Annotated in this window: 16 protein-coding genes and 4 pseudogenes; 16 read left to right on the top strand and 4 right to left on the bottom strand. The window is 68.7% G+C overall.

Translation table 11 applies throughout. The features are described 5' to 3' along the window. Positions 1-122: 122 nt before the first annotated feature. From ACIRP7_RS41455 to ACIRP7_RS41490, 8 genes and pseudogenes are all read left to right on the top strand, one after another. Entirely contained in the window at positions 123-302 is a 180-nt protein-coding gene (locus ACIRP7_RS41455; protein WP_403670905.1) for a M4 family metallopeptidase, read from the top strand. A gap of 53 nt (positions 303-355) precedes the next feature. Beyond that, positions 356-645 (top strand): annotated as a pseudogene (locus ACIRP7_RS41460) (transcriptional regulator); the annotation flags it as partial. Positions 646-721: 76 nt separating this feature from the next. Further along, positions 722-1,615, top strand: a complete 894-nt coding sequence (locus ACIRP7_RS41465; protein ID WP_403670908.1) for an IS5 family transposase — start codon at positions 722-724, stop codon at positions 1,613-1,615. Between the two features lie 27 nt (positions 1,616-1,642). Beyond that, positions 1,643-2,956, top strand: a complete 1,314-nt coding sequence (locus ACIRP7_RS41470; protein WP_403670911.1) for an MATE family efflux transporter — start codon at positions 1,643-1,645, stop codon at positions 2,954-2,956. Positions 2,957-3,772: 816 nt separating this feature from the next. Further along, entirely contained in the window at positions 3,773-4,375 is a 603-nt protein-coding gene (locus ACIRP7_RS41475) for a hypothetical protein (RefSeq protein WP_403670914.1), read from the top strand. 532 nt (positions 4,376-4,907) lie between these two features. Beyond that, complete coding sequence (locus tag ACIRP7_RS41480; RefSeq protein WP_403670916.1) at positions 4,908-5,303, top strand: lamin tail domain-containing protein; 396 nt, start codon at positions 4,908-4,910, stop codon at positions 5,301-5,303. Positions 5,304-5,467: 164 nt separating this feature from the next. Further along, on the top strand, positions 5,468-5,749 hold the full coding sequence (locus ACIRP7_RS41485; RefSeq protein ID WP_403670919.1) for a hypothetical protein: 282 nt from the start codon (positions 5,468-5,470) through the stop codon (positions 5,747-5,749). 102 nt (positions 5,750-5,851) lie between these two features. Continuing rightward, positions 5,852-6,147: pseudogene (locus ACIRP7_RS41490) on the top strand (phosphatase PAP2 family protein); the annotation flags it as partial. Here ACIRP7_RS41490 and ACIRP7_RS41495 read toward each other — a convergent pair. Beyond that, the gene (locus ACIRP7_RS41495; protein WP_403670922.1) at positions 6,096-7,766 is read right to left on the bottom strand and encodes a protein kinase; all 1,671 of its coding nucleotides are present in this window, start codon (positions 7,764-7,766) and stop codon (positions 6,096-6,098) included. The pseudogene ACIRP7_RS41490 and the gene ACIRP7_RS41495 sit on opposite strands and share 52 nt — an antisense overlap. 290 nt (positions 7,767-8,056) lie before the next feature. Between ACIRP7_RS41495 and ACIRP7_RS41500 the strand changes: the two genes are divergently transcribed. The 5 genes and pseudogenes from ACIRP7_RS41500 to ACIRP7_RS41520 form a co-directional block, all read left to right on the top strand. After that, positions 8,057-8,374: a hypothetical protein gene (locus tag ACIRP7_RS41500; RefSeq protein WP_403670925.1), complete on the top strand. Its 318-nt coding sequence runs from the start codon at positions 8,057-8,059 to the stop codon at positions 8,372-8,374. Positions 8,375-8,602: 228 nt separating this feature from the next. Then, positions 8,603-9,514 (top strand): hypothetical protein, encoded by a 912-nt coding sequence (locus ACIRP7_RS41505; RefSeq protein ID WP_403670928.1) that lies wholly within the window; start codon positions 8,603-8,605, stop codon positions 9,512-9,514. Then, positions 9,492-9,716 (top strand): NucA/NucB deoxyribonuclease domain-containing protein, encoded by a 225-nt coding sequence (locus ACIRP7_RS41510; protein WP_403671006.1) that lies wholly within the window; start codon positions 9,492-9,494, stop codon positions 9,714-9,716. Before ACIRP7_RS41505 ends, ACIRP7_RS41510 begins: the two co-directional genes overlap by 23 nt. An 82-nt stretch (positions 9,717-9,798) precedes the next feature. Next, positions 9,799-10,248 carry a hypothetical protein gene (locus tag ACIRP7_RS41515; RefSeq protein WP_403670930.1) on the top strand — a complete coding sequence of 150 codons (450 nt, stop codon included), beginning with the start codon at positions 9,799-9,801 and terminating at the stop codon, positions 10,246-10,248. A gap of 1,006 nt (positions 10,249-11,254) precedes the next feature. After that, positions 11,255-12,136, top strand: a pseudogene (locus ACIRP7_RS41520) (transposase); the annotation flags it as partial. Here ACIRP7_RS41520 and ACIRP7_RS41525 read toward each other — a convergent pair. The 3 genes and pseudogenes from ACIRP7_RS41525 to ACIRP7_RS41535 form a co-directional block, all read right to left on the bottom strand. After that, positions 12,131-12,385 (bottom strand): annotated as a pseudogene (locus tag ACIRP7_RS41525) (hypothetical protein); the annotation flags it as partial. The pseudogenes ACIRP7_RS41520 and ACIRP7_RS41525 overlap by 6 nt on opposite strands. Positions 12,386-13,121: 736 nt before the next feature. Further along, on the bottom strand, positions 13,122-14,420 hold the full coding sequence (locus ACIRP7_RS41530; protein WP_403670932.1) for a cytochrome P450: 1,299 nt from the start codon (positions 14,418-14,420) through the stop codon (positions 13,122-13,124). Positions 14,421-14,441: 21 nt separating this feature from the next. Then, positions 14,442-15,797: a glutamine synthetase family protein gene (locus tag ACIRP7_RS41535; RefSeq protein ID WP_403670934.1), complete on the bottom strand. Its 1,356-nt coding sequence runs from the start codon at positions 15,795-15,797 to the stop codon at positions 14,442-14,444. A gap of 365 nt (positions 15,798-16,162) precedes the next feature. On the opposite strand from ACIRP7_RS41535, the gene ACIRP7_RS41540 reads away from it, so the two are divergent. From ACIRP7_RS41540 to ACIRP7_RS41550, 3 genes are read left to right on the top strand one after another with little or no spacing between them, the layout of a single operon-like run. Further along, positions 16,163-16,351 carry a ferredoxin gene (locus tag ACIRP7_RS41540; RefSeq protein WP_037898529.1) on the top strand — a complete coding sequence of 63 codons (189 nt, stop codon included), beginning with the start codon at positions 16,163-16,165 and terminating at the stop codon, positions 16,349-16,351. Between the two features lie 5 nt (positions 16,352-16,356). Beyond that, a complete protein-coding gene (locus ACIRP7_RS41545; protein ID WP_403670937.1) occupies positions 16,357-17,571 on the top strand; it encodes an NAD(P)/FAD-dependent oxidoreductase in 1,215 nt (404 codons plus the stop codon). 12 nt (positions 17,572-17,583) lie between these two features. Continuing rightward, a complete protein-coding gene (locus ACIRP7_RS41550; RefSeq protein WP_403670940.1) occupies positions 17,584-18,390 on the top strand; it encodes an acetoacetate decarboxylase family protein in 807 nt (268 codons plus the stop codon). The last annotated feature ends 1 nt before the right edge of the window (position 18,391 follow it).

An 18,391-nucleotide genomic window follows, 5' to 3' on the forward strand; every position in this document is an offset into this window, starting at 1 on the left:
GCCCGCTCCCCCCCCCCCCCCCCCCCCCCCCCCCCCCCCCCCCCCCCCCCCCGGGGGGGGGGGGCCCCCCCGGGGGGCCCCCCCCCCACGACGATGGCTCACTCAAGCTCAGCCCAGCTGAGGTGGCGGCCATGTTCTATCTGGCCCTCACGCAGCGGCTGCCACGAACCTCGCAGTTCACAGACAGCCGCCGCGCGGTCGTGGCCAGCGCACGGACTCTGTTCCGAGCACTGCCCGCAAACGAGCTGACCTTCAAGGTCGCCGCAGTCGAAGCGGCGTTCGCTGCCGTCGGGATCTTCTGAACTTCATACTGACTTCGTTGGTGTGACGTCGTAGCTGACGGTCGGGAGAGCTGCACGTCGACCTGTCGCGGGTGAAGGTCGGCAAGGACACGTGGGCGGAGTTGGACGCGAGTCTGCTGCCCAGCCCGTTCACACCGAAGGGCGAGCGCCCCGAGGGGCCGGCCTGGTACGCGACGCCCACCGTCGCCTACGCGGTGGAGCTCGGCTAGGACCTCGCGCCGATCGAGGCGTACGTGCGATACGAGAACGGGCGTACCTGGACGGCTGGTACAACCGGCTGCGCGACGCGTACCTCGCCACCATGGCCGACCTCGGTGTCGACGCCGACCTGTCGCCGGCCGACGCGTCCGCGCCACCCTCGCCCAGCTCACCAAAATAGCCCGGTCACCACCGGCCCGACCCCGTCTGCCGAGCCCGACATGCCCACCGCCAGGCGCCGCCGCTATCCCTCCGACACCACCACCGCCGAATGGGCCCTGCTCGAACCCCTGCTGCCCCTGCCGGCCTGCCAGACCAAGAAGGGCGGCCGACCGGAGAAACACCCGCGCCGCGAGATCGTTGACGCGATCCGCTACATCACCGACAACGGAGCCAAATGGAGGGCCCTGCCTGCGGATTACCCGCCTTGGGAGACCGTTTACGTGTTTTTCGCAAGGTGGAACCGGGCCGGGGCAGTGGCCTGGATCCGAGACCAGCTACGGCGACGAATCCGCACCAACCTGGGCCGTTGCCCCTACCCGGTGACGCTGATCGTCGACTCCCAGTCGGTGAAGGCCGCCGAGACCGTCAGCAAAGCCACCCGCGGCTACGACGCGGCCAAGAAAATCAACGGCAGGAAGAGACACCTCGCGATCGACACCACGGGCCTCCCCGTGATGATCTTGGTGACGCCCACGAACATGACCGACCGCGACGCTGCCCGCGAACTGCTCTGGCGCCTCCGCCTCGCCCATCCGCAGATCACCCAGGTCTGGGCGGACTCCGCCTACACCGGCCAGCTCGTCGACAGGGCCCGCGACTTCCTCCACATCACCCTCAAAACCGTCTCCCGTCCCAAGGGCGCCAAGGGCTTCGTCGTCCTGCCCCGCCGCTGGCGCGTCGAGCGCGCGATCGGCTGGACCATGCGCGCCCGCCGCAACGCAAGGGACTACGAACGCCTCCCCCAGCACAGTGAAGCCCACCTGACCTGGTCACTCATTACCCTCATGACCCGCCGCCTCACCCGCAATGGCCCCCGCACCGACAGCTGGACAAAGATGACTTCCAGCAAATCGCACTCTGCGCATTCAGCGTGGAGGGCGTCAGCCATGTAGCCGCCAAACTCGGGCTAGGTTGGGCTCGTGAAGGATCGCGTGATAGCGGGGGCGGCGCTGCCGCTGTATCTGACGTTGATCGCTTCGTCGGCGGGGGCGGTGGTCGATACGGCCCTGTTGGGGCGTCATGCGACAGCCTCGCTGGCGGCGTTCGCGGTTGCGATCGCGGTGTTCAATCCCGCGTCGGCTGCGGTGGCCGGGGCGCTGCGCGGGGTGATGCCCTTTGTGGCCGAGAAGGACGACGATCCGGACGGCCTTGTCGATGTCGTGCGCAGCGGCATGTGGCTGGGCGTGACGGTCGGGTTCCTGGGGGCTCTTGCGGTGGCTGTGGTGCCATTGCTCGGGCGGATCGCCGGGGTGTCGGGAGTGACGCTGGACGCGTTGGGCGGCTTTCCGTATCTGCTGGCTGCCGCCGTGTTTGTACTCGGCCTGAGCATGTCGGCGACCTCGACCCTGGTCGGACTCGGGCGCGGTCAGGCCGTGATGCGGTCCGGGCTGGCCGGCACGGGCGCGGCAGTCGTGCTGTCGCTGAGCCTCGTTCCACGGCTCGGGCTGCCCGGTGCGGGGGTGGCGATGCTCGCCTCGGTGGCGATCAACGCCTGCGTGGCACATCTCGGGCTGCGGCGGGTGCCGGTACTGGCCGGGCGGTCGCTGCGGCTGGGGCGGCCGCGGTTCGGGGAGGTCCTCCGGTTTGCGCGAGTGGGGATTCCGCTGGCCGGGACGGTGCTGCTGAAGTTCGCCTCGCTGGGCGTGCTGACCCTTGCGGCTGCCCGCATCAGTACGGACGCAGCCGCCGTGCACTCCGTCTGCATGTCACTGGCCAACCTGATCTTCACTGCTGCGGTTGCCGTCGGGCAAGCACTCATTCCGCTCATGGGCCAATCGCTGAAAGAAGGGGACGTGTGGGATGCCCGACGCAATGTGGCGGCGGGACTGCGGGTCGCTTTCGGTGCGGTGGCGGTGCTGGGGCTGCTGCTCGTAACGCTGCGAGGGGTCGTCATTCCGGTGTTTACATCGGATGCCGGGATCCAGCGCCTGGTGCGGGGGCAGTTGCCCCTGCTGCTGTTAGTCGTCGCGTTCGACGCGCTTCAGGCAGTCGTCGGCTTCGGCATGATCGGCATCAAGCGAACCCTGTCGAGCCTCGTGCGGTTCGCCGTTGTCGGGGGGGCGCTAGCAGTGGTTGCCGTGCCGGTGGCCGAGGCCCGGGGTCTGACAGGGCTGTGGGGTGCGCTCGCGTGCGCCAACGCGTTGCTGGTGGTCGGGCAGCTCACGTCCTTCCGACGCCACAGCGCTCTGCTGGCGGTGGGCGGCGGTGCGGGGGCGCCGGTGAGGGTCGGATAGGTAGTCGCCTCGACGCCACAACCCGGCTTCGAAAACAGGTAGTCAGTGGCTGGGCAACTCCATCCCGGACTTCGATATCCGCTGCGATGTCGTCGCCTCTGCCACCAGCCCCGGCTGCGTGTTCTTGGCCTATAAGCCGACCTGGGTGATGAACTTCGCCAGGACGCCTGCCGCCGTCGCGCACGCCTGGCTGATCCAGTCGAAGCTTTCCCAACCACCCCGGCTCCAAGGCAGCAGGCAAGCCGATCAAGTACCTGCCTGCGTATGTGCGGGATTCGGACCTGAACCGGAAGGTCATCTGCCCGGATGGCTGGGCCAAGACCTACGGCAACCCCGACACCACCCCCATCGACACGAGCGACACCGCCAGCTGCGATGAGTTCGCCTACGCCGCCTCCTACAACTCGGGCGGTATGCCCGCCTCCCTGGGCGGCATGAACGAAGTCGACACCGGCAACGCCTGCGTGCAGACCTACGCCTCACGCATCGCGACGGGCGACTGGAGGCTGTACGACGACATCCGTACAGCTGCCCGACGTGGAAGGAAGTCTGCGGACACTCGTCGATGTCGAATTACCAGAATACTCAGTCGATGCAGCCCTTCTCCGGAACGTTCTCCTCGGCATCGAAGTACCGTCTGCTGGACAAGGACGAGTACTGGGTTGCCTTCCCCGAGTTCGCGCACTGCGACGCGTCCAAGGTGACTGTGTCGTGCACCGTTCCGAAGCCATGACCGGCTGGTAGACCACCACGGAGACTGGGGCGGGATGGCCACGCCATCCCGCCCCAGTCGCGCCCTAAAACCAGGAGAAGACATTGAGCGACGGCATCACTTGGCTGAGCGACGCCTGGCGCGGAGACGCCCCCATCCTGTTCGTCACCTTCGCACGCGGCATCAGCCCCCGTGACCTCGTTGTCCGACTCGGCGCCCGGCCCGGAGAAGTGCTCGCCCCGATCACCTTCGCCGAGGCCGAGCGACTGACGTTCAACGACCGCGAATCAGCCCGCGTGGCCCGCTTCGGTGAATGCGCGGGCTGGTCATATGCGGTGGAGCAGGGCTGGCACTCCAAGGCTTGGTGGGCTCACCCCGACGTCTCCGCAGACGGAATCGAAGTCTTGCACCTGACCCCGAAGCCGGACGACCCGCCCAGAGAGTGCTGGTACTACCGCGACGGCCAAACGGTTGGTCGCTTCGACATCGGTGACACCCCAGACGAGGGCATGGCGTTCCTGCTCCCGGAGTTCGAAGAAGCCGGTCTCCTCGATGATGATGTGAGCGAGGAGTTCGACTCGTTGCGAGCGACTCCGACCGCCCTACAGGAGCACTTCGGACTGTCACTGCCACGTCAGGAAGTCCTGAATGGCCGGTTGCCCGCAGCGGTGACAGCGACTGTGCCGCCAGAAAACCTGGGGGACTAGAACGCCTTAATGGGGGATTGGCGACGCAGATTCTCGCTGGCAGACCGCGCGATCCGGGACGCGTTCGTCGTCCTCGAGGAAGCTGCGACAGCCGGGAGGGTGGCCGGGGGCATCGCCACGTGCGTTGGTCCGGAAGGTGAGGCGTTCACGGTGGGGGAGTTGCTCGCCCTTGCCGCCGAAGCTGCGTGCGGCCGGCACACCTTGGTCGCGGTCCAGCGTCGCGCTGTGCTCCGCGTTGTGTGACGCATTTTCGGGTGAGCCACTCGGATGGGCCGGGGTGGTGCAGCGTAGCGATCGAGCCTGGGTGATCGGCGCTGCACGAGATGGTGGTGAGTGGGGGCGTCAACCTGGTGCCTCGGCACATTAATGGACGTTACAGGTAAAAGCTCCAGCGATTCGGGCGAACAGTAACGGACACGCGTATCGCGTTCACAACCTGCGCGGGTTGGCCATGGTGTGGGCGTGCGGCCGACCGGCCGCCACCCGCACACCGCACCAGTCCGTCCCACCCGGCCCGTCTCATGGCCAGGGGATGGGCGGGTGCCCGTACAACCTGGGGGCCAGGGTAGAGATCAGCGCGGTCCAGTTCGACTCGCCTGGCCGTGACGACCGCTCGCGGCGTTCGCTGAACAAGGAGTGGGTGGAGTTCACCGACACCACGCGCCGCACGGTCAATCTCGACGGCTGGCCCCTGAGGGACGAGGACCGTCACACCTACACCTTCGACGGCTACCGCCTCGAGGGCCGTGCCACGGTCCGCATCCACACCGGTGAGGGACGCGACACCGACAACTACCTCTACATGGACCGCCGCAACTACGTGTGGGACAACTACTCCGACACCGCCACCCTGCGTAACGACCACGACCGCTTCATCGACGACGCCTCCTGGGGCGGGCACCACCACCACGGTGGCCACCACCACTGATCCCGCTTCCCGCACCTGCGACATGAGGTGATGCCGCGGGACGACGGGGCATGGCCCCGACCGGCTCGCCCGGCCGGGGCCCTCCGTCGCTCAGGCGCGTACAAGGAACATCATCTACTGATCCGCAGCAGCCGCTTGAAGCCGATGGCTCGCCCCCCGTCGCCATGGGGTACGTCATCGTCGTGGCCACCGCGTTGCTGGCGCAGGTACTCAACCGGGGCGGACGAGCCCGCGTCGACGTGGGGGAGCGCGTCGCGGCCTACAGCTACGGTGTTCTGATTGGCCTGGCCGTCTGTCTGTTCCTCGTCTTCTTCACGGCGGTCCGAGACGACGGCTCCCCACCGTGGTGGCCGATGGCCCCGGTCGGTGCCGGAACGGCCGTCGCCGCACTGGCGCTCCTCCGCAGCGCGCGAGCCGCCGCCGAGCCGGACTGGGTGGCGGCCTGAGCTTGTTCTTCAACCTTGGGTGTCGAAATGTGCCGTCGATCCGGTCCAGCATCGTCCTGGCAAGGAACGCATGGTGGTCGGTGAAGTAGCCGGTCAGTCCGCGACTCCTCATCATTTCCCTCTGGCCACACCGCTGCTGCGGTCGCCTTCACTGCCGCCGTCACCCCGGCCTGGCCGCCGGTCGGCACCTTGTGCGCGGTCCCCGACGGAGATGCCGCGTCGAACGCGTCCACAGCGGCGCCCACCGTCCCGGCGACGTCGCCGTCGGCGCGATGATCGGCATGGCCGGCGCCTGGCTCATCCACCGCCTCCCCGTTGGGGCACTTGGGGTCCGCATGGGATGGCGTCAGCCGGTGGACCGGCCGCGGTGTAGACGGGAGGGCGCGCCGGCGGACTGAGCGCCTTCCTCGCCGAGCGAGATCGTGTCGTTGCCCGTCAGCTCTACGACGTACACATGGCCCTTCTCGCACGTCAGCAGGGAGGCAGAACGGTCAGTGGGATGGCTGGTGACCGCCTCGAAGGTGGCTGTGGTTCCACGCACTCCGCGCAGTTCGAGGGCCTCGGTGCAGCCAACTTCGCGCTGAGTGCCGGCCTCTGTGACGTTGCTGACCTGCTTACCGGCGAGTTCTCCGATGGTGGCGGTGTGCAGAGTCAGGGTGACCTTGAATGAGGTGGTGCGAGGCGAAAGCTGCCCATCGGCCCTGGGGTTGCCCGGGCCGGTGCCGCTCCAGACGCCTGCCCATTTCTTCGGGAGCGTCAGTGCTGTCGCCGAGGTGGATGGCGAGGTGTGCTCGCTGTCCTTCGGGCTCGTTCCCGCTTGGCTGCCGCCACCGTCACCACCGAACGGGTGCAGCAGCGCCACCACCAGCGCGGCGACTGCCACGGCCGCTGCGGCAAACCACAAAGTGCGCGATGTGCGCGTCGTGGACTGCCCGGTGCTGGCTCTTCCAGCAGGTGGGCCCTCGGGGCCGATTGTGCTCGGCCCGGGTCGTGGTGGAGGCCCGAACTGGCCGGGAAGGCTGTGTGACGCTACCAGTGGGAGAGTGACGGGGACGGCCACGGGCAGCGGGGCGGCGGTACCGGCGGGCGGTGATGGAACCGCCGTGCCGGTGGGCGCCGCGACCAGGTGCGAGACCTCCGCGTGGCGTGTGGCGAGTTCGTCGCCGAGACCGGGCGGCAGGGCCTGGGGCCAGCCAGAGCCGGGGCGGCGGGGCAGCAGATCGGTCAGTTCCTCGCTGGCGGGTCGCTGCTCCGGGTGCTTGGCCAGGCAGCGCGCCACGATGGGCAGCAACTCCGGGGGCACGGCGTCGATGTGCGGCTGCTCGTGCACGATGCGGTACAACAGCGAGGCTGCCGAGACATCTTCCCCCTTGTGCTGGAACGGACTCCGTCCGGTCGCGGCGAACACGACGACACAGGCGAAGGAGAAGACGTCGCCCGCCTCGGTGACGACGCCGTGGGACACCTGCTCGGGAGCGAGGTAGCCCGGAGAACCGATGACTGCGCCGCTGCGGGTGTGCCGTGAGTCGTCGGCCGCCCGGGCGATGCCGAAGTCGATCAGCATGCAACGCTCGCGGGCCAGGAGGATGTTGGACGGCTTGACGTCTCGGTGTGCCAGCGAGCAGGCGTGCACGGCGGCGAGAGCGGCAGCCAGTTCGCCAGCCAGCGCACGCACCGTGAGCGGCGGCAGCGGCCCGTGCGCGACGACCCAGTCGGCCAACGACGGGGCGGGGACGTACTCGGTCGCAAGCCACTGCGGGCGCTGGCCGGGCGGGCTGTAGTCGACGACGGAGACGGTGAATGGCGAGCGGACAAGATCGCTGTTGCGTATCTCGCGGGCGAACCGCGGCTCGAAGTCCGGCGCGGCGGCCAGGTCCGGGCGCACGGTCTTCAGGGCCAGTGGCCGCCCCGCAGGTGTCCGGGACAGGTAGACCTGGCCCATGCCTCCGGCGCCGAGCCTGGCCAACAGCGGGTATCCCCCGACCACGTCCGGATCAGTTGGCTTCACCGGTTCCACGTATCCCTCCCCAATCCTTCCGCCCCGTCCGCGGCGCGACGGCACCGCGCACGCCGAGCGGACGGCCAGCAGAATACGCGGCGGCCCACACCACCAGGCGGGCGACGCACCCTGTCTGGCCTGACCCCGGTTCGTGGAGTCTCGGAACCTTCACTCGGTGGTGGCCTTCGGGGGCCGGCACCGCAGCCGCTGCCTTCCCCCATTTCCGTGCATCCGGGCAAGCCGCAGCTCCAGTGCGTGACGAGGCGGACGTCGGCAACTCACCTCTCGTGCAGCGTGCCGAACGCGTTATGACGACGCTCGCGCTCACCGATCGGAACACCGCCGCGGGCACGCTCCGCTTCGCCACCACCGCTGTGACCGCCGGAATCTGCCCCGTCTTCGGTGTCGACGCCGCCGTCGCCCCGCTCGCCTCACTCGACCCGGCCACCGGACGGCCGCGTACGCCCATGCGCATACTCACGGCCATCGCCGTGAACATCGAACGACTCAGCGGACAGTCGGCGACCGAGGAACCCTCTCCTCCGAGACCGCCGACCGCCTTCCAGACCTTCCTGGACCAGAACGAGATCCCCCGGTCAAAGTCCTGGCGAACGCTCGGCAGCTGAGCCCGACCATCCAAGATCCCCGACAGAGTCAAGCTGAGAGGTCTGCTCGATCGCGGACAGCGGAGAGACACACACCCGACCTCGCCCCTCGCTCACCCATGGTCAATAAAGATCAAATTGCGATGCGTTCTGTGCACCGCCTGTGCTTTATGGCGCCAACGCGACGGGGGGACGCGTGAGTTGAGTCTGTGTGCCCCTGTTGCTGACGACCTACACCGGGGGTACAACTTGACATCGACCAGAAGCAAACTGATCGCTACGGCCGCGACCCTGACCATCGCTGCCACCGGCACCATCGCCGCCTCCGCTCCTCAAAGCGGAACCAGCGAGATCACCGTCACCACCAGCGCGGCGAAGTCCGACTTCAGCGCCGACAACCTCAAGGCCAGGGCGGCGGTCACGCCGCAGGCAGGCGAACCGGCCGGGTACCGCAAGCAGCCCAACCCCATGACCACTGCGGTCAACCGCACGATGGACTGCTACCACATGCCCATCACGGTCCGTGTGAAGAAGAATGGCCGCACCGTCGGGACCGCCAAGTTCACTGTGTGGCATGAGATTCACCTGAACCTCAAGAGCATCAAGTGGTCCGAGAAGATCACCGTCGGCAAGGCCAGCAAAACCGGCAACGCCAGCGGCATCATCACCACCTTCCACCCATCCTGCGGCTCCGGCTGCCAGGTCCACGCCGGCGGCAACCTCGCCTCCCCGTTCACCCTGGGCTCGGCCCGCACCGGCTCGGCAGACCACACCTGCACCGTCAGCCGGGGTCACCCGCGCTCCACCCACACCCGCTACGAGTTCGACTTCAAGAAGGCGGGCTACACCAGCGGGGAAGCCGCCTACGTCGGATCCACCTACCGCTGCGACGACGAGGACCGCCAAGACGGCGCAGGCTGCGTCTACCCGACCCGCATCTCGGTCGAGAAGGACTGGACCAAGCTGTCCGACATGGCCAACCTGCCCGGAATCGGCGACAACATCCGCAGGGTTCAGGGTGCCGGACTCCACATCGGCTACCCGGGCTCCAGATCCCTTCACCCGAGCCACCAAGGCCCAGGCCGACCAGAACCGAAGCGAAGTCTGCGGTCCGAGCGTCCAGCCCAAGCCGAGCGACATCTGGTGGACTGTCGACCCTAGCGACGACGGCACCAAGCCCTCCTGCGACGAGTACCCGTTTGCCGAGACCACGCAGGGCGGCAACACTTACAACCCGCCCAACCGGTCTATCAAGTGGGTGCCGCTGAAGGAGAACCGCCAGCAGGGCGGCATCATCCGAACCTTCTTCGGCCGCTACCACATCCTGCCCGGAGACAAGTTCTACGTGCAGGCCGGCGCGTGACACCGCCCCACCCGATACCGGCAGGCCCCTCACGCCCGTGGCGCGAGGGGCCTGCCCCCTATGACGGAGGAAAGAAACACCCATGGCAGAGATCAGGCCGGTAGACGAGTACTCCGGAATGGCCACCCTGAACCACGCCTTCTACGTCATCGATATGGGAGAACCCGACGGCATTGCCCTGCCCTCCATGTCCTCCCGTACCCGCGTCACTGCCACCGACAGCGAGAGCTGCCTTACGATCATGGCAGGCTCCACCGAGTGGGAGCCGGTCAAGATCAGCTTTCTCGTCTACGACCAGGAACCCGAGCCGCTGGCGGGGGAGTGGACCCACATCGAAGTCTTCACCTGTACTGCCACCGACGCTCCGGCCAGTTTCACGACCGGGACTGACCCCGACGACATGTTCCAGGAACCGCCGCCGGAGCACCTGTTCAACCGGCCCGGCCTCGAACCCCCCTACCGCTGGAAGGGACGCCTTCTCGTTGCTGCGTACGAGGTAGAGGAACACGTACTCCAGTTTTGGCCCGCGTAGTACAGAGCGGTTTGCACTCACTGGAGGATGATGTTTTCAGCCAGCCGCAACAAGAGGTAGGTCGGTGCCGGAAGGGCCTTCGTCCGATCGATGACGGTGGCAAGGGTGTGCTCGCTGTGGTCCTGTATCGCCAGGACGTACTCGAAAGCGACTCCACCTCTTCGGGCGTCAGCGGCGTGCGGGACTGCTCCAGGTGCGACATTCGGATCTCCTCAACAGGCTGGCCGCCGTGCCGATCACGGCGACTGACCTGATGCTCACGCCGCGCCCCTGTGGATGAAGGCCGGATATTTCTCCCCCTATCCAAACCGGGGCGAACTGGTGCCGCAGGGGTTGAAGCGGGCCCCCTTGTCGGGCCCGACCACGGGCCCGACCACGACTCGACAAGAGGGCCCGGTCGGGCCGACCACGGCCCCTTGTCCGATGCGGCGAGGGCCGCCAGGAGCGGACGTTTCTCCTAATCCAGGGTGTAAGCGGCTCGGACAGGCGCCCGCAAGGGGGCAGCGAGCGGCTTGCGACGGACAGCGCGGTACGCCTTGGCCCTCTCTGGCCCTTGAGGCCCGCTCTGAGACCGGTGCCGCTGTCCACCCGGTGGGTTCCGTGGCGGTGACGTGGGTGTCGGGCAATGCCTGTGGTCAGCCTGGCCCGAGAGGCCTCCCGTTAGAGCGGCGAGGCCCGGCACCTTCGCCTCCGTCACGGGATCCGCCGCCGTCCGTGCTTCGCGGTGATGATGCGGGCACCGGGCTGATGCCTCCGTTTCCCCGGGCCCTTCGAGGCCTCTGTCAAGAGCGGCACAGCCCGGCGCCTCCGTGATCACCGCGAAACTCACAGCGGCCGGCCGGACGTTGACCGTCACGGCGCGAGCCCGCCCCAGGGTCGATCCCTTGTTTCCAACCGCGAGCCGCGAGCTCTGCAGAAAGACCGAGCCCCTGGGGTGCGCTGGTGTCGCGAACGGCTACTGAGATGGCGGACCTGTGAGTCCTGGGATTAGGGCGCCGCGTGACCCGCCGCCTCCCGCTACCGCGACCGGCACGGCGTCAGCCGCAAGAAGTCCGACCCCGGTGACGCCCTGGTTCTGGCGAACATTCTGCGCACCGACATGCACGCCCACCGCCCGCCGACAGCGAACTCGCCCAGGCCATGACCGTGCTGGCCCGAGCCCAGCAGGACGCCGTCTGGAGCCGCCAGCAGGTCGCCAACCAGGTCCGCTCGCTGCTGCGCGAGTACTACCCCGCCGCCCTGCACGCCTTCCAGGGCAAGGAAGGCGGCCTGACCAGGGCAGACGCCCGGATCCTCACACTCGCCCCGACTCCGGCCAAGGCGGCGAAACTTACCCTCGCCCAGCTGCGCGCCGCCCTCAAGCGCAGCGGCCGCATCCGCGCCTTCGACACCGAGACCGCACGCCTGCGGGGCATCTTCCGCTCCCAGTACGCCCGGCAGCTTCCGGCCGTCGAGGACGCGTTCGGCCAGCAGCTGCTGGCCCTGCTCAAGCAGCTGGACGCCACCTGCCAGGCCGCGGATGACCTTGCCACAGCGGCCGAGGCCGCCTTCAAGCAGCACGCCGACAGCGAAATCCTGCTCAGCTTCCCCGGCCTCGGCCCCCTGCTCGCAGCCCGCGTCCTCGCTGAGATCGGTGACGACCGGACCCGCTTCGCCGATGCCAGAGCCCTGAAGTCCTACGCCGGTTCCGCCCCGATCACCCGCGCCTCCGGCAAGAAACGCTTCGTCGGCCGCCGCTTTGTCAAAAACAACCGACTCAGCACGCGGGCTTCCTCTGGGCCTTCTCAGCCCTCCAGGCATCACCCGGAGCCAACGCCCACTACCGCCGCCGACGCGAGCACGGGGACTGGCACAACGCCACCTGCTCAACCGCTTCCTCGGAGATGTGCCACCAATGGTCACCGTGCGGTCCACCGTGAGGCATTCCTCCGTCTGTGGAGAGCGGAACGCGATGGTGGGGTCACTCGGGGCTGACGACTTCCAGGCTCCAGCCGTCGAGGGTGGTGGTGTGGAGGCCACCTCTGAAGAGTCCGGCGATGCTCACTCGGGTCCCAGCGACAGGTCCGAGTCCGGGACAGATGAGATCGGGCACGGCGTCGGGGGTGCTGTCATCTGGGGCAGGGTCGCGGTCTGCGGCGCCGGCCGAGCGATCGGCGGAGTCTTCTGTGAGCGTCTGAATCGCCTTCGCCGAGCGTTCGAGGATCAGGGCGTCCAGTGGCCCCGCCTTGCCGGTCTGCTCCAGCCAGATCCAGCAGCCCGGCGACTGCCACCTGTGCCCAGGAACGGCTCTCCGCCTCAAACTGCGAGTGGCGCCCGGGGTCGTACCGGCGTGTGATGTCCCGGCCGGCGTGGTGCAGCCCGGCGGGGCAGTCCGCCAGGGCAGCCATGGTCCGGGCGACGGCCGCGAGGGGCCCGCTCCTCGACCAGGTGGTCGAAGTGGTCGGTGACGCGCAGCGCACTGGCTGCCGCGTAGTCGGGCACTTCCAGTCTGCCGATGAGATCACGCAGCGGAGCCTCCCAAGGCCACGCCCGAACCTCTCATCCTCAAGGGCCCGCCGGATGAACTCGTCGTGAGTCGCGAGGGAGGCCCGCGGCACGCCGCGTGAGTCGCCGGCATGTCGAACCCGTCTGGCCGCCCTGTCGCCAGGCCGGCGCATAACGGGGCCTGTTGCCGAGATGTGAGGCGGGCGCTGGAGCCGGGCTTGGTCGCCCGGCTCACCGGGAGACGGAAGACCGGCAGAGCCCCGAACGGCAAGACCATTTGGTGTGACCATGCCCTTGGCGAACGGCCGCGATCAGCGTGTTGCCGCCGCAAACACACAGAGCTGTGGGCACCCAGCGGTCCGGGTGGCCACAGCTCTGTGTACAGGCGGTCAGGCGAGGGTGACCTCGACCGGCAGTTTCTTGATGCCGTTGACGAAGTTGGAGCGGACCCGGGGGACGTCGCCGGCGAGGCGGATGCCGGCGAGGCGCGGGATCAGTTCCTCGAACATGATGCGGATCTCGGTGCGGGCGAGCAGGTTGCCCAGGCACAGGTGGGGGCCGCCCTTGCCGAAGGTGAGGTGGTCGTTGTCCTGGCGGGTGACGTCGAAGTCGTACGGGTTGCCGAAGACCTCTTCGTCGCGGTTGCCGGAGGCGTACCACATGACGACCTTGTCGCCCTCCTTCACCCGCTTGCCGCCGAGTTCGACGTCGCGTGTCGCGGTACGGCGGAAGTGGTAGACGGGCGTGGCCCAGCGCAGGAACTCCTCGACGGCGACCGGGATGAGAGAGGGGTCTTCCTGGAGCCTGGTCAGCTGTTCGGGGTGCTGGATGAGGGCCAGCATGGAGTGCGAGATGGTGTGCCGGGTGGTCTCGTTGCCGGCCACGACCAGCAGCAGGAAGTAGTTGTCGAAGTCCTGCGCGGAGAGCGGGATGCCGTCGCGCGGGGTTTGGTTGATGAGTCTGGAGATCAGGTCGGTGCCGGTGCCGCCCCGCCGCTGCCGGGCCAACTCCCGTCCGTACTCGAAGACCTCCAGCGAGGCCGGGCTGCGGAAGGGCAGATCCTTGTACTGCTCGCTCTCCTCGCTGTGGAGGAGGACATCGGCGTAGTCGGGGTCCGTGTTGCCCATAATCCGGTTGCCCCAGTCGATGAGCTGCTGGTTGTCCTCCGGGGGGACGTCGAGGAGCCGGGCGAGGACGTTGATGGGGAAGTCGGCGGCGACGTCGGCGACGAAGTCGAACGTGCCCTTGGCGAGGGCCGTGTCCAGCGTCCTGGCGGTCAGGCCGCGCAGGAAGTCGGCGTACTCGTTGATGACGCCCTGGCCGAACTGACGCTGCAGCAGGCTGCGCATCGCGCGGTGGCGTACGCCGTCCAGTTCCAGGATGGAGGCGCGCTTCTTGATCTGGTCGTCGTCGAGTTCTTCGAGGTTGGCGAACTTGGTGGAGGTGAAGGTCTGCGGGTCGCGTCCCACGCGGGCGATGTCCTCGTGCCGGGTGACGGCCCAGAAGCCGTGGTTGGGCTCGGGCTCCGGCTGCCAGTGGACCGGGTCCTGGTGGCGCAGGGTGTGGAACATGCGCCAGGGGGTGACGCCGTCGAGGAACTTGTCGTTGTCGGCGAGGTCGACCTCGTCCAGCGGCATCGGGTCGTCGGGGGCGTGGAGGGTGTCGATGGTGTTCAGGGTGCTCGTCATGGTGTGCTCCTGGCGGGGTGCTCAGAGGTGGTAGGAGTACTCGGCGAACTCCCAGTCGGTGACGTGTCGTTGGAAGCGTTCGGCCTCGTCGCGCTTGTAGGCGAGGAAGGACGCGGTGAAGTCCTTGCCCAGCAGTTCGATGAGCGCTTCGTCGGCTTCCAGGGCGTCGAGCGCGGCGGTCAGGTTCATCGGCAGGACCCGGGACTTCTCCAGGTCGTAGCCGTAGCCCTCCAGCGGCGCGGGCGGCTCCTTGCCCTCCTGGACGCCGAGCAGGGCGGCGGCGGTGAGCGCGGCGATCGCGAGATACGGGTTGGCGCCGGCGTCTCCGAGCCGTACCTCCAGGCGGGCGCCGGAGCCGCGCTCGGGCGGGATGCGGACCATGGCGCTTCGGTTGTCCAGGCCCCAGTTGATCAGCCAGGGCGCGAGGGTGTCGGGCCCGAAGCGCTTGTACGAGTTGACGGTCGGGTTGAGCAGCGCGGCGAGCGCCGGGGCGTGAGCGAGGATGCCGGCGATGGCGTACCGGGCGTTGCCGGAGAGACCGAAGGCGCCGGCCGGGTCATCGAAGACGTTGCGACCGTCGGCGTCGACGCAGGAGAAGTGCAGGTGGAAGCCGGAGCCGCCCGCATCGTTGCAGGGTTTGGCCATGAAGGTGGCCAACTTGCCTTCCTTGCGAGCCAGTTCCTTGGCAGCGGCCTTGAAGCGGAACGCCCGGTCGGCGGCGTCCAGGGCGTCGGAGTGGGTCAGGTTGATCTCGTACTGGCCGCCGTCGAACTCGTGGTTGCCGGTGATGACGCCGATGCCGAGGTCGCGCAGCTGCCGCAGGGTACGCAGCAGGTGGTTGTCGGGGTCGGCGCGCAGGCCGGCGGTGTAGACGGACCCGGTGACGGCGGGGCTGCGCCGCCAGCCGTTCGGCGCGGTGGCGTCCTCTTCGAGGAGGAAGTACTCCAGCTCCGGGCCGACGACCGGGCTCAGACCCGCGTCCGTACACCGGGCCAGGACCGAGCGCAGCAGATCGCGCGGCGACTCCGCGGCCGGGCCGCCCGTCGCCGGGTCGGTCGTGTCACCGAGACACCACGCGACGCCGGGCTCCCAGGGCACGCGTGCGAGGGTGCTCAGGTCCGGTCGCACGGAGATGTCGGGCAGGCCGGCATCGATGCCGCCCTCGATCGCGACGACGTCGCCGCGCGGGGTGGTGTGGTAGACGGCGCGGCAGAAGGCCAGGCCGTGCTCGCAGGCCGACGGCAGGTGGTCGAGCAGCACGTCGCGGGCGCGGTCGGTGCCGAGGAGGTCGGGGTAGGTCACCCGGACCACGTCGATGCCCTCGGCGGCGAGCCGGTCCTGGTGCCGGCGGACGGATGGGGTGTCGTGAGCGCTCACCGATGTCTCCTCGGCGGATTCGGGGCACCTCTCGGGCGTCGAGCCCGGGGGGAGGGTGGCGGAGCGAAGACTGGTTGGGGCGCCGGGCGATGCCGCGGTCGTGAAGCCCCGGTCAGTCATTTGAAGCCAAACGGTATGGAGGTGGCCACCTTCCCGCAAGGGGGTGTGCCAAAGAATTTATCCATCCGGATAGGTATTGACCAGAGCGTGGCGGCTTCCTATGTTGTTTGAAGCCAAACGAGTCAGGGGTTCGGCTTCCCGCACCCCTGTGGCTGGGGGCCCGGCCACCGGCCGGGCCCTTCCATCCCGCCCCAGCCCCTCGCTCCCGCCCGCTCCGGCGCACCCACCTTCCAGGAGGACCGGCCATGAAGGTCGTCGTCGACATGAACAAGTGCAAGGACCACGGACAGTGCGTCTTCGCGGCCCCCGACGTTTTCCAGCTGGACGACAACGGACGGCTGGCCTACGTCAGCGACCCGGACGACACCCTGCGCGACGAGGTAGAGGAGGCCGCGGACGTCTGTCCGCTGCAGGCCATCCGGATCGAGGACTGAGCGGCATGACGACGCAGCGCATCATCGTCGCCGGGGCCTCCATGGGCGGCCTGCGCGCGGCCGAACAACTCCGCGGCGCCGGGTGGACCGGCGCGATCACCGTGATCGGTGACGAGCCCCACATGCCGTACAACCGGCCGCCTCTCTCCAAGGAAGCGCTGGCCGGAAAGGCGTCGTTCGAGTCCCTGGCCTTCGCTCCCAAGGCGAGCGCGGCCGACGTGGAGTGGCGGCTCGGTACGAGCGTCACGAGCGCCCGACTCGCCGAGCGGGTCGTCGTGCTCGACAGCGGCGAGGAGCTGCCCTTCGACGGACTGGTCGTCGCCACGGGTATGCGTCCCCGGCGCCTGCGCTGCGAGGGCCCCGCGGTCGGCCGTCACACGGTACGGACTTTCGGTGACGCTCAGGCCCTGCGGGCGGGGCTGGTCCGGCCGGGCGCCCGGGTCGTCGTCATCGGTGCCGGGTTCATCGGTTGCGAGGTGGCCGCCACCGCGGTCGGTATCGGCGTCACGGACGTCACCGTGGTCGACCCGCTGCCGCTGCCCATGGTCGGACCGCTCGGCGAGCTGCCGGCCCGCGCGCTGCTGGGGCGGCACGAGGAACGCGGTGTGCGCTTCGCTCTCGGTGCGGGTGTCTCGGGGTTCGAGGGCGAGGAGCACGTCACCGGAGTCGTACTGAGTGACGGGACGGTGCTCCCGGCCGATGTGGTCGTGGAGTCGGTCGGCTCCGTCGCCAACACCGAGTGGCTCGACGGCAACGGTCTCGACCTGACCGACGGCGTGCTCACCGACGGGCAGCTGCGGGTCGGCGGACTGCCGTACGTCGTCGCGGTCGGCGACATCGCCCGCTTCCCCAATGCCCGCTACGACGGCGTACCGCGCCGGGTCGAGCACTGGTCGATCCCCGGCGACACCGCGAAGCATGCGGCCAAGGCACTGATGGCTCATCTCACGGGCACGGAAGCCGACTTGGCGCCGTTCGCGCCGCTGCCCACCTTCTGGAGCGACCAGCACGACTTCCGGCTGCAGTCCTTCGGTTCCCCCGTACTCGGCCTCGCCGACATCCGCGTCCTGGCCGGCGATCCGGGCGGCGACATGATCGTCGGCTACCACACCGACGGCGGGCAGCTCGTCGGCGTCGTCGCCCTCGGCGGCTCAGCCGCTGCCACCGGCGCCGCCCGCTATCGCGCCCAGCTGCTCAAGCAGCCCGCCCTCACCGCGTAAGGAACCAACGTCATGGCCAGCGTCCGTGGTTACTTCCATCCCAAGACGGCGACCGGATCGTCGTCCCTGATCCCCTCACCCCCCTGGCACTACTCCGGCGACCTGCTCACGATCGAGTACCGCACCGATCCCGCACGTGTACGGGAGTTGCTGCCCGCACCGCTGGAACTCGCCGAGGAGGACCCGGGCGCGGTCGCGCTGATCTGGGCCGACTGGCAGTCCTGCTCCGGTACGAAGGAGGAGCTGCTGGACCCGGTGCGCGCCCAGTACAAGGAGGCCTTCGCCGTCGTCCGCTGCTCGTACCAGGGGCGGACGTACTCGCGCTGCGTGTACATCTGGGTCGACAAGGACTTCGCGATCGCCCGCGGACTGCACCAGGGCTACCCGAAGAAGCTCGGTTCGATCCACCAGACGCGCCCCCACCTGTACGGTCCGGCCCCGCGCATCGAGGCCGGAGCCCGCTTCGGCGCCACCCTCGCCGCAGCCGACCGACGCCTGGCACAGACGGTGGTGACCCTGCGCGAGCCGTCCGAGACCAACGGCTTCGTCAACGGCCACCCGATGGCCCACCATCGCTGGCTTCCCTCCATCGAGAACGGCAAGGGCCTCGCGCTCGACGAGTTGATCGAGACCGGCGCCGCGTCCTTCGAGGCCGGACAGCCGTGGGTCGGCGAAGCGGAACTGGAGCTGTTCGAGGCGCCGACGGAAGAGCTGGCCCGGCTGGAGATCCGAGAGCCGATCGCCGCGTACTACCGGCAGGTGGGCGTCGTCTGGGACGGCGGTCGACTGCTGGAATCCGGCACCTCCGAGGCCGAGTAAC

The organism is Streptomyces sp. NPDC102270 (genome assembly GCF_044766405.1).
Taxonomy (GTDB): Bacteria; Actinomycetota; Actinomycetes; order Streptomycetales; family Streptomycetaceae; genus Streptomyces.